The sequence below is a fragment of the Mycobacterium sp. ENV421 genome (genome assembly GCF_002887815.1).
GTDB lineage: Bacteria > Actinomycetota > Actinomycetes > Mycobacteriales > Mycobacteriaceae > Mycobacterium.
The window spans coordinates 1-10,627 of sequence record NZ_PDHO01000061.1; the positions used below are offsets into that span (position 1 = coordinate 1).

Annotated in this window: 11 protein-coding genes; all 11 read left to right on the plus strand. The window is 66.7% G+C overall.

Going from position 1 to position 10,627, the window contains the following annotated elements; genetic code table 11:
* Positions 1-89: MCE family protein (locus CRM90_RS30405; protein ID WP_142391457.1), on the plus strand; the 89-nt coding region annotated here is incomplete at its 5' end.
* Positions 86-1,126 carry a virulence factor Mce family protein gene (locus CRM90_RS28585; RefSeq protein ID WP_102810250.1) on the plus strand — a complete coding sequence of 347 codons (1,041 nt, stop codon included), beginning with the start codon at positions 86-88 and terminating at the stop codon, positions 1,124-1,126. The genes CRM90_RS30405 and CRM90_RS28585, both read left to right, overlap by 4 nt.
* A complete protein-coding gene (locus CRM90_RS28590) occupies positions 1,123-2,670 on the plus strand; it encodes an MCE family protein (RefSeq protein WP_102810256.1) in 1,548 nt (515 codons plus the stop codon). The genes CRM90_RS28585 and CRM90_RS28590 overlap by 4 nt, the downstream gene beginning before the upstream one ends.
* Positions 2,671-4,305 (plus strand): virulence factor Mce family protein, encoded by a 1,635-nt coding sequence (locus CRM90_RS28595; RefSeq protein ID WP_102810251.1) that lies wholly within the window; start codon positions 2,671-2,673, stop codon positions 4,303-4,305.
* A gap of 5 nt (positions 4,306-4,310) precedes the next feature.
* Positions 4,311-5,456 carry a virulence factor Mce family protein gene (locus CRM90_RS28600; protein ID WP_233209566.1) on the plus strand — a complete coding sequence of 382 codons (1,146 nt, stop codon included), beginning with the start codon at positions 4,311-4,313 and terminating at the stop codon, positions 5,454-5,456.
* Positions 5,457-5,471: 15 nt separating this feature from the next.
* Entirely contained in the window at positions 5,472-7,022 is a 1,551-nt protein-coding gene (locus CRM90_RS28605; RefSeq protein ID WP_102810252.1) for a virulence factor Mce family protein, read from the plus strand.
* Positions 6,992-7,627 carry an Rv1363c family protein gene (locus tag CRM90_RS28610; protein WP_102810253.1) on the plus strand — a complete coding sequence of 212 codons (636 nt, stop codon included), beginning with the start codon at positions 6,992-6,994 and terminating at the stop codon, positions 7,625-7,627. The genes CRM90_RS28605 and CRM90_RS28610 overlap by 31 nt, the downstream gene beginning before the upstream one ends.
* Positions 7,624-8,619 carry an RDD family protein gene (locus CRM90_RS28615; protein ID WP_233209564.1) on the plus strand — a complete coding sequence of 332 codons (996 nt, stop codon included), beginning with the start codon at positions 7,624-7,626 and terminating at the stop codon, positions 8,617-8,619. The genes CRM90_RS28610 and CRM90_RS28615 overlap by 4 nt, the downstream gene beginning before the upstream one ends.
* On the plus strand, positions 8,616-9,173 hold the full coding sequence (locus CRM90_RS28620) for an Rv1363c family protein (RefSeq protein WP_102810254.1): 558 nt from the start codon (positions 8,616-8,618) through the stop codon (positions 9,171-9,173). The genes CRM90_RS28615 and CRM90_RS28620 overlap by 4 nt, the downstream gene beginning before the upstream one ends.
* The gene (locus tag CRM90_RS28625) at positions 9,140-9,790 is read left to right on the plus strand and encodes an Mce protein (protein WP_233209565.1); all 651 of its coding nucleotides are present in this window, start codon (positions 9,140-9,142) and stop codon (positions 9,788-9,790) included. The genes CRM90_RS28620 and CRM90_RS28625 overlap by 34 nt, the downstream gene beginning before the upstream one ends.
* A 20-nt stretch (positions 9,791-9,810) precedes the next feature.
* Entirely contained in the window at positions 9,811-10,515 is a 705-nt protein-coding gene (locus CRM90_RS28630) for a YoaK family protein (RefSeq protein ID WP_102810255.1), read from the plus strand.
* Positions 10,516-10,627: the final 112 nt, after the last annotated feature.

Genomic DNA, 10,627 nt, shown 5'->3' on the forward strand with positions numbered 1-10,627 from the left:
CGCCGTACAACCACTTCGAGCTCGGCCAGCCCATCCTCACCGAGTACGTGTGGGGTCGCCAAGTCGGGGAGAACACGATCAACCCATGAGAATCACTGGCACAGCAGTCAAACTCGCGGCATTCTCGTTCGTGCTGCTGCTCTTCACGGCGGTCATCGTCATCGTGTTCGGGCAGTTCCGCTTCGACCGAACGACCGCGTACACAGCCGAATTCAGCAATGCGAGCGGTCTGCGGGACGGTCAGTTCGTCCGCGCCGGCGGCGTCGAGGTCGGCAAGGTGTCCGACATCAAGCTCATCGGCAACGGCGACCGCGTGCAGGTGACGCTCAACGTCGACCGCTCGTTGCCGCTGTACCAGTCGACCACCGCCCAGATCCGCTACCAGGACCTGATCGGCAACCGTTACGTCAACCTCGACCGCGGCACCGGCGAGGGCGCCGACCGGATCCTGCCGCCGGGCGGCTTCATCCCGATGTCGCGCACGCAGCCTGCACTGGATCTCGACGCACTCATCGGCGGATTCAAGCCGCTGTTCAAGGCGCTGGATCCACAGAAGGTCAACACCATCGCCTCCTCGCTGATCACCGTCTTCCAGGGGCAGGGCGGAACCATCAACGACATCCTGGATCAGACGGCTCAGCTGACCTCCGCGCTGGCCGATCGCGATCAGGCCATCGGTGAGGTGATCACCAACCTGAACACCGTGCTCGACACCACGGTCAAGCACGAGAAGGACTTCGACCAGACGGTCAACAACTTCGAGGTTCTGATCACCGGGTTGAAGAACCGCGCCGACCCGCTGGCCCAGTCCACCGCCGACATCAGCAATGCGACCGGCACGTTGGGAGATCTTCTGGCCGACGACCGCCCGCAGCTGCAGAACACCATCGCCAAGCTGGAGACCATTCAGCAGCCGCTGGCCGACGGTCAGGACCGGCTCGACGACCTGCTGACCAAGCTGCCCGCAGCCGTGAAGATGATCGGCCGCGCCGGCGGTATCTACGGCGACTTCTTCAACTTCTATCTGTGCGACATCAACCTGAAGCTCAACGGCCTGCAGCCGGGTGGACCGGTCCGCACCGTGAAGATCACTCAGCAGCCCACGGGTAGGTGCACGCCGCAATGAGGACGCTAGAGGGTTCCAACCGCATCAGGAATGGCCTGGCGGGCATGCTTATCGTCATCCTGGTGATCGGCGTGGGACAAAGCTTTTCGGGCATTCCGCAGCTGTTCGCCCAGCCGAACTACTACGGCCAGTTCACCGACAGCGCCGGGCTGAACGCGGGCGACAAGGTCCGCATCGCTGGGATGGATGTCGGCACCGTGAAATCGCTGAAGATCGACGGCGACAAGGTGCTGATCGGATTCGACCTGGGCGCCAGGCAGATCGGCACCGAGAGCCGGCTGGCGATCCGCACCGAGACGATCCTGGGTAAGCGCGTCCTGGAGATCGAGCCCCGCGGCAGCAAGCTGTTGCGGGCCAGCGGAGTACTGCCCGTGGGCCAGACCACCACGCCATACCAGATCTACGACGCGGTGTTCGACGTGACCAAGGCCGCCGCCGGCTGGGACATCGACACCGTCAAGCGATCGTTGAATGTGTTGTCGGAGACCGTCGATCAGACCTACCCGCACCTGAGTGCGGCGCTGGACGGGGTGGCCCGGTTCTCCGACACCATCGGCAAGCGCGACGAACAGTTCAAGCAACTGCTGGCCAACGCCAACAAGGTCGCCGCCGTGCTGGGTAACCGCAGCGAGCAGATCAACCGACTCGCGGTGAACGCCCAGACGCTGCTGGCCGCGGTCAACGAACGCCGTGCCGAGGTCGACTCGCTGCTGTCCAACATCTCGCTGATCTCCCAGCAGTTCACCGGCTTCGTCAACGACAACCCGAACCTCAATCACGTTCTCGAGCAGCTGAAGACGATCAGCGATGTGCTGGTCAAGCACAAGACGGATCTGTCCGACGTGCTGATCACCGCCTCGAAGTTCATGGGCGCACTGGCCGAGGCCATCGGTTCCGGCCCGTACTTCAAGGTGCTCGTCGTCAACCTGGTGCCGTACCAGATCCTGCAGCCGTGGGTGGACGCCGCGTTCAAGAAGCGCGGCATCGATCCCGAGGAGTTCTGGCGCAACGCGGGTCTGCCGGCCTTCCGCTTCCCGGATCCCAACGGTCAGCGCCAGCCCAACGGTGCGCCACCGCCGGCGCCGATCCCGTTGGAAGGCACGCCGGACCATCCCGGCCCCGCGGTCGGCCCCGGCTCGCCGTGCTCGTACACCCCGCCGCCGGACGGCATCCCGACGAACGCCAACCCGCTTCCGTGCGCCGGGCTGACCCAGGGTCCGTTCGGGGGGCGGGGCTACCCGAGCGCCGACGTGCCGATCTCGGCGCCCAACCCCGCCGCGGGTTACGCCCCCGGTGTTCCGAGCGCTGCCTTCCCGGGTGAACTCTCGCCGAGCATCCAGGGTGTGCCCGCCCCGCCGCTGGCACCCGGTCCGCCGGGGGCGCGCACGGTGCCGGTCGCCCCGACACCGGGCCCGGCCACTGACATCCCCGGATACGCCCCGCCGCCCAACGCCTTGATCGGCCCGATCCCGCCGCCGGGACCGGGACCGCAGGTGCCGCCGGTCGGTGACTTGGCGCCCGTCGACCAGGGAGGGGGAGCGTAAATGTCGACAGTCTTCAACATTCGTAATCTGGGCCTGCCCAAGATGTCTCGGACGTCGGTCATCGTCGGCACCCTCGTGGTGGTCATCGCGCTGGTCGTGGCGGTGGTCGGTTACAAGCTGTACGAGAAGCTGACCACCAACACGGTGGTGGCGTACTTCCCCGAGGCACTGGCCCTCTATCCGGGTGACCGGGTGCAGATCATGGGCGTGCGGGTCGGCGGGATCGACAAGATCGAGCCGGCCGGCGACAAGATGAAGGTCACCTTCCACTACGACAACAAGTACAAGGTGCCCGCCAACGCGACCGCGACGATCCTCAACCCGAGCCTGGTCGCCTCCCGGGTGATCCAGCTGGCGCCGGCCTACACCGGTGGCCCGGTGATGGCGGACAACGCCGTCATCCCGATCGACCGCACCCAGGTGCCGGTGGAATGGGACGACCTGCGCAACCAGATCTCCGACATCGTCACCAAACTCGGCCCGACACCCGAACAGCCCAAGGGCCCGTTCGGTGATGTCCTGGAGTCCTTCGCCAACGGCCTCGAAGGCAAGGGCCAGCAGATCAACACCACGTTCACGGCCCTGTCCGATGCGGTGAGCGCGCTCAACGAGGGTCGCGGTGATTTCTTCGCCGTTCTCAAGAGCCTGGCGTTGTTCGTCAACGCGCTGCACAAGAGCGATCAGCAGCTGGTGGCGCTCAACACCGACCTGGCCACGTTCACGAACTCGTTCTCCAACTCCGATCAGGAAGTCGCCAAGGCGGTCAGGGACATCGACACCTTGCTGACCACCGCGCGCAAGTTCGTCAACGACAACGGTTCGGTGCTGACCAAGGACATCCAGAACCTCTCCGACACCACCACTCAGGTGTTGCAGCCGGAGTCGCGCAACGGTCTGGAGACGGTGTTGCACGTCTACCCGAACCTGGCCGCCAACCTGCAGAACATCTACCACCCGACGCACGGTGCGCTGGTGGCCATTCCGACGATCGCGAGCTTCGCCAACCCGATGCAGTTCATCTGCAGCGCGATCCAGTCCGGCAGTCGGTTGGGTTACCAGGATTCTGCGGAGATGTGCGCCCAGTACCTGGCGCCGATCATGGATGCCATCAAGTTCAACTTCCCGCCGTTCGGCGTGAACCAGTTCTCGACGGCGGAGACGCTGCCGAAGTACGTCGCCTACTCCGAGGAACGGCTGCGGCCGCCGCCCGGATACAAGGACACGACGGTGCCCGGCATCTGGTCCCGCGACACGCTGTTCTCGCACGGCAACCATGAGCAGGGCTGGATCGTGGCGCCGGGCATGCAGGGCGTCGACGTCCAGGCGTTCACCGCCAACATGCTGACCCCGGACTCGCTGGCCGCGTTGATGGGTGGACCTGATCCGGTGAACTACCCGCCGGGTGGTCCGAGGGGTGGCGCGCCGTCGAACTCGTATGACCAGAACAATCCGCTGCCGCCGCCGTGGTACCCGGGAGCGATCCCGCCGCCACCGCCGGGTCCGGACGTGGTCCCGGGACCGTTGCCGGTCTCGCAGCAGATCAACGGCGGGGCCCCGCCCCCGGCCGGGCCGGCACCGGCCGCACCCGCACCCGCGGGTCCGCCGCTGCCCGCTGAGATGGGAGGTGGACAGTGAGCACGATTCTGAGCACCACCCGTCGGTACGGCTGGCGGGGGTTCGTGCTGGTGCTGACGGCGCTGATCCTGACGTCGTGCGGGTGGCGCGGTATCGCCAACGTGCCGATCCCGGGTGGTCCCGGCACCGGTGAAAAGGCCATGACCGTGTACGTCCAGATGCCGGATACGTTGGCGCTCAACGTCAACAGTCGGGTCCGGGTCGCCGACGTCTTCGTCGGTACGGTGCGTGCCATCGAACTGAAGAACTGGATCCCGACGTTGACGCTGGGGCTGCAGCCGGGGGTCAAGCTCCCTGCCAACGCCATTGCGCGCATCGGCCAGACCAGCCTGCTGGGCACCCAGCATGTCGAGCTTGATCCGCCGCCGAACCCGTCGCCCGAGCCGTTGCGCGACGGTGCGACGATCCCGCTGAAGAACTCCCAGTCGTTCCCGACGACCGAACGCACCCTGGCCAGCATCGCCACCGTGCTTCGGGGCGGCGGCATCTCCAACCTGGAGGTCATCCAGACCGAGGTCGCCAACATCCTGGACGGCAACGGCGAACAGATCCGCGACTTCTTGACCAAGCTGGACACGTTCACCGATCAGCTCAACCAGCAGCGGGACGACCTGACCCGGGCGATCGACAAGACCAACGAACTGGTGTCGATCGTGGCTGCGCGCAACAACACCCTGGATCGCGTGCTGACCGAATTCCCGCCGCTGATCAAGTATTTCGCCGACGCCAGGGACCGGTTCACCGGTGCTGTCGAGGCGCTCGGCCGGTTCAGCAAGGTCACCGCCGACACCTTCTCGGAGGCGCGGGCGAACTTCGACACCAACCTGGCACTACTGCAGCGGCCGTTGAAGCAGCTCGGCCGGGCGGCGCCCTACCTGATCGACTCGCTGAAGCTGGTCATCACCGCGCCGTACCCGATCGACAACATCCCGAAGGTGATCCGCGGCGACTACATCAACACGTCGGCCACGTTCGACCTGACGCTCAGTTCGATCGACAACGCGTTCCTCACCGGTACCGGTGTGTCCGGAATGCTGCGTGCGCTCGAGCAGGCGTGGGGCCGCGACCCGCAGACGATGATCCCGGATGTCCGGTTCACGCCTCACCCGAACATGACCGACGGGGGACCGTATGTCGAGCGCGGCGAGTGAAGGGGTGACGGCTAGATGTTGACCCGTTTCATCAAGACGCAGCTCGTCATGTTCGGTGTGCTGACCGTGATCGCCCTGCTGGTGCTGGGCTGGTACTTCCTGCGCCTGCCCACGCTGGCAGGTATCGGGCAGTACGAGCTGAAGGCCAACCTGCCGTCCTCGGGCGGCTTGTACGCGACTGCCAACGTCACCTACCGGGGCATCACCATCGGGCGCGTCACCGAGGTGGAGCCCACCGAGAACGGTGTCCGGGCGACGATGAGCATCAGCGACAAGTACAAGATCCCGGCTGACGCCACCGCCAACGTGCACTCGGTGTCGGCGGTCGGCGAGCAGTACCTGGACCTGGTGTCGGACGGCAATCCCGGGCAGTACTTCTCGCCCGGGCAGACGATCACCAAGTCGACGGTGCCGGAGGAGATCGGCCCGGCGCTGGACGCTGCCAACAAGGGGCTTGCGGCGCTACCTGCCGACAAGATCCCGGTGCTGCTGAACGAAACCGCCCAGGCGGTTGGCGGTTTGGGGCCGGCGCTGCAACGTCTGGTCGACGGCACGCAGGCGATCGTCACCGACTTCAAGACGAACATCCAGGACGTCAACGACATCATCCAGAACTCGGCGCCCGTCGTCGACAGCCAGGTCAACTCCTCGGATGCGATCCAGCGGTGGGCGGCGAACCTCGACACCATCACCACCCAGACCGCCGCGCAGGATCAGGCGTTGCGCAACGGGTTGAGCCAGGCCGCACCGACCGCCGACGCGGTCAACGCGGTGTTCAGCGACGTGCAGGAAGCGCTGCCGCAGACGCTGGCCAACCTCGAGATCATCCTGGACATGCTCAAGCGCTATCACAAGGGCGTCGAGCAGTCGCTGGTGCTCCTTCCGCAGGGCGCATCGGTCGCCCAGTCGGTGTCGGCGCCGTACCCGCACCAGGCCGCGCTGGACTTCGGTTTGACGATCAACCAGCCGCCGCCGTGCTTGACCGGCTTCCTGCCGGCCAGCCAGTGGCGCGCTCCGGCGGACCTGCGGCCGATGCCGGTGGAGAACGGCCTCTACTGCAAGATCCCGAAGGACACCCCGGCCAACGTGGTCCGCGGCGCGCGTAACTTCCCGTGCGCCGACGTGCCCGGCAAACGCGCCGCCACGCCGATGGAGTGCCGCAGCAGCGAGCCCTACACCCCACTGGGCAACAACCCCTGGTACGGCGACCCCAACCAGGTGCTGAACTGCCCCGCGCCCGGTGCTCGATGCGATCAGCCAGTGAACCCCGGTACCGTGATACCGGCACCGTCGATCAACAACGGGATGAACCCGTTGCCGGCCGATCTGCTGCCGGGCCCGACACCGCCGACGAGTGACCCACTCACTCCACCCGGGACCGGCACCGTTCAGTGCAACGGTCAACAACCGAACCCGTGCACGTACACCCCGGCAGCGGGCAACACGGCCGTCTACAGCCCGCAGAGCGGGGAGTTGACCGGTCCCGATGGCGTGAAATACGACGTCAAGAACTCGAGCAGTACAGGAGACGACGGATGGAAGGAGATGCTGGCTCCGGCCGGCTGACCCCACCGCCAGCCGACGATGCCGACCACAGTGCGGCTGAGGAGACGGCGAATCCGACCCCACCGGTCGACGAGACCGAACCGAGCGACGGCTTCGGGCCGCGCGGGTCACGACTGAGCGGACGCCGCCTGGCTGTGGTGTCGGTCGGATTGGTGATCGCCGGCCTGCTCGTCGCCACCGGCGGATTCTTCGCACTGCGGGCGCACGAGAAGAGCGCCGCCGCGGAGCGCGCGGAGGCCGTCGCGCTGGCCGCGGCCAAGGACTGCGTCACCGCCACCCAGGCGCCGGATGCGACCGCGATGGCGGCCAGCCAGCAGAAGATCATCGAATGCTCGACCGGCGATTTCGCGGCCCAGGCGAGCCTCTACAGCGGGCTGCTGGTCGACGCCTATCAGGCCGCCAAGGTCCAGGTTCAGGTCTCCAACATGCGCGCGGCCGTGGAACGCCACAACGACGACGGTTCGATGGACGTGCTGGTCGCGGTGCGGGTGAAGGTGTCCAACTCCGCGGCCCAAGACCAGGAGCAGGGATATCGGCTGCGGGTCAAGATGGCGCCTGAGGGAGGCACGTACAAGATCGCCAACCTCGACCAGGTGAGCAAGTGACGGTGACGGTCCCCGAAGCGGACACCGGCGCCGAGGCCGACGTCGACGCAACCGAGATCGCCCGCGAGGCCCCCGCCGGGGTGCCGGCAGGCTGGTCGGCACGGGCCGGTGCATTCGTGGTCGACGTGTTCTTCGGTATCGGCGTGGTGATCACCTGCCTGCTGGTGGCGTGGACCGCGCCGCTGCGCGGATGGCTGTGGTGGGTCGCGGTCGCAGTGGCCGGCGTCGTGTTCTTGGCGGTCGCGGTCAACAGGCTGCTCCTGCCGGCGATCACCGGCTGGACGCTGGGCCGCTCGCTGGCCGGAATCGTCGTGGTCGGCAGGGACGGCAGCCCGGTCGGGCCGTGGCGGCTGCTGGTCCGCGATCTTGCCCATCTGCTCGACACGGCCGCGATCTTCCTCGGCTGGCTGTGGCCGCTGTTCGACTCGCGCGGCCGCACCTTCGCCGACCTGCTCACCCGCACCGAGGTCCGCCGCGTCGACGGCGAACGCCCCAACCGTCGACGACTGGCCGGTGTGGTGTTGGCGGTTCTCGCCGTGCTGGCCGCCTGTGCCACCGCGCTGGCCTACTTCGGGGTGTATCGACCAGAACTCGCGGTCGAACAGGCCCGCCAGCAGTTGGCGGTGGACGGCCCCCGGATCGTCTCGCAGATGCTGAGTTATGACGTCACGTCGATCGACAACGACTTCGCGCGGGCCCGCGGGCTGGCCACCGATGCCTACCGACCGCAGCTGGTTGCGCAGCAGGACGCCGTGCGCAAGGCCGGACCCGTCGACAACGACTACTGGGTGACCAACAGTGCCGTGCTGACCAACACCCGCGACAAGGCCGTCATGCTGCTGCTCATGCAGGGCCAGCGCGGTGAGGCGCCCAAGCAACGGCTGATCACCGCCACGGTGCGGGTGAACTTCGAGAGGTCGGCGGCCGGCCAGTGGCAGGTCGCCAATCTGTCGGTGCTGGCCAAGCCGAACCCGGCCGGGGAGCCGAAGTGAGCCCGCGCCGCAAGCTCGACGCCGACCACCGGGACCTGTTCCGGTTGCCCGACCCGCAACCGCGCCGCTGGGTGCTGCCTCTGGTCGCCGGGCTGGCGGCGGTGTTGATCATCGCCGCGATCACCGCCAGCACACTGCTGCTGGTCAAACGCGAGACCCAGCGGCACGACGCGGTCCGGGATGTCGCCGTGCTCAGCTTCGTTCGCGGCTTCGTCACGCATTACACGTCCATCGACCCGTTCCACGCCAACGACTACGCCGACAAGGTGCTGGCGCAGGGCACCGGGCAGTTCGCAAAGCTGTACCAGGACAAGATGAATGAGGTCGTCATCCAGGTGGCGCGGGCCGAGCCGACGACGGGAACCGTCCAGGATCTCGGTATCGAGCGCTGGAACCGCGACGGCAGTGCCGACGTGGTGGTGGCCGCGACCACCAAAACCCGTATGCCCGACGGCAAGACCATTGAAAGTGGCAGCCGCTGGGTGGTCACCGCAACCCAAGAAGGAGGTGCAGGAGGTCCGTGGAAGATCAGCAACCTGCTGCAGGTGATCTGACCGACACCGCACCCGAGGCCGCGCCCGAGGACGAGACGACCGACGCCGACGCCGAGACTGTGGAGCCGGCCGCCCCGGAACCGCCGAAGCAGCCAACCTGGTTGAGCCGCAACAAGACTGCCCTCGCTGTGGGGGCCTCGGCGGCCGTGTTCGTCGCCGGGGGCGCTTTTGCGGGTGCCGCCGTCCAGCCGTACCTGATGGATAAGGCCACCGTCGACACCAAGCTTGTGATCGCCCGCACCGCCGCCGACGCGATCACGACACTGTGGACCTACACCCCCGACGACATGGACAAGCTGCCGGACCGATCGGCGAAGTACCTGTCCGGCGATTTCGAGGATCAGTACCGCAAGTACGTCGACGCGATCGTGCCGACCAACAAGCAGGCGAAGGTCACCAACAGCACCGAAGTGGTCGGCGCAGCCGTCGAATCACTGACCGGCTCGGAAGCCACTGCGATCGTCTACACCAACACCACGTCGAAGAGTCCGCTCACCAAGGACATTCCCGCGACGAAGTATCTGTCGTATCGCGTCCAGCTGACCCGCGAAGGATCGCACTGGCTGGTCACCAAGATGACGACGGTGACCTCACTGGACCTGACGCCCAAGCTGTAACTCGTTGCGATACTGGGCTGATGGCCGTCGCCTCGCCCGTCTCGCAACGCTCCACCGTGGTCGGTTTGCTGTTGCTGACGTTCGCGACCGGACTGGTCGACGCGATCAGCGTGCTGGTCCTGGGTCACGTATTCGTGGCGAACATGACGGGCAACGTGATCTTCCTGGGGTTCTGGTTCGTGCCGCATTCCGGGGTGGACATGACCGCCGCGGTCGTCGCGTTCGTCAGCTTTCTGGCCGGAACGGTGCTCGGCGGACGCTTCGCGCGCCACCTCGATCATGAGGTGGCGGTGCGGACCTGGCTGACCGCCGCGCTTGGCGCCGAGGTGGTGCTGCTGGCGGTCCTGGCCGCCCTGGCCGGTAGCGGTGTGGTCGACTACCACGACGACGGCAAGCTCATCCTGATCGCCGGGCTGGCGGTGGCCTTCGGTGGGCAGAACGCCGCGGCCCGACAGTTCGGCATTCAGGAACTGTCCACCACGGTGCTGACGACGACGCTGGTGGGGATCGGCTTCGACAGCCGGCTCGCCGGCGGCACCGGGCAGCGGGAGAAGTTGCGCTACAGCGTGGTTGCGACGATGTGCGCGGGCGCGACCATCGGCGCGACGATGTCGCGTTTCATGGTCGCGCCGGTGATCGCCCTGGCGGCGGTCGTGGTGGCAGCCGGCCTGACCGTCTTCCGATACGGTCCGCCACCCGTGACGGCTTCTGGCGAGGAGCACTAGCCCGGATTTTGCGTGGTAGGTGGCGCGAGTGGGTTTTGATGCTGAGTTGGGTTGCCGGGTGATGATTCTGATGTGGCAACGCGGTTGAGCCGTCCCGTGTCGTCGGGCGGGC

Excerpts from the sequence above, each read along its gene's own strand:
- CRM90_RS28630 (WP_102810255.1), top strand. The coding sequence starts at position 9,811 with ATGGCCGTCGCCTCGCCCGTCTCGCAACGCTCCACCGTGGTCGGTTTG.
- CRM90_RS28585 (WP_102810250.1), top strand. The coding sequence starts at position 86 with ATGAGAATCACTGGCACAGCAGTCAAACTCGCGGCATTCTCGTTCGTG.
- CRM90_RS28595 (WP_102810251.1), top strand. The coding sequence starts at position 2,671 with ATGTCGACAGTCTTCAACATTCGTAATCTGGGCCTGCCCAAGATGTCT.
- CRM90_RS28605 (WP_102810252.1), top strand. The coding sequence starts at position 5,472 with ATGTTGACCCGTTTCATCAAGACGCAGCTCGTCATGTTCGGTGTGCTG.
- CRM90_RS28590 (WP_102810256.1), top strand. The coding sequence starts at position 1,123 with ATGAGGACGCTAGAGGGTTCCAACCGCATCAGGAATGGCCTGGCGGGC.
- CRM90_RS28610 (WP_102810253.1), top strand. The coding sequence starts at position 6,992 with ATGGAAGGAGATGCTGGCTCCGGCCGGCTGACCCCACCGCCAGCCGAC.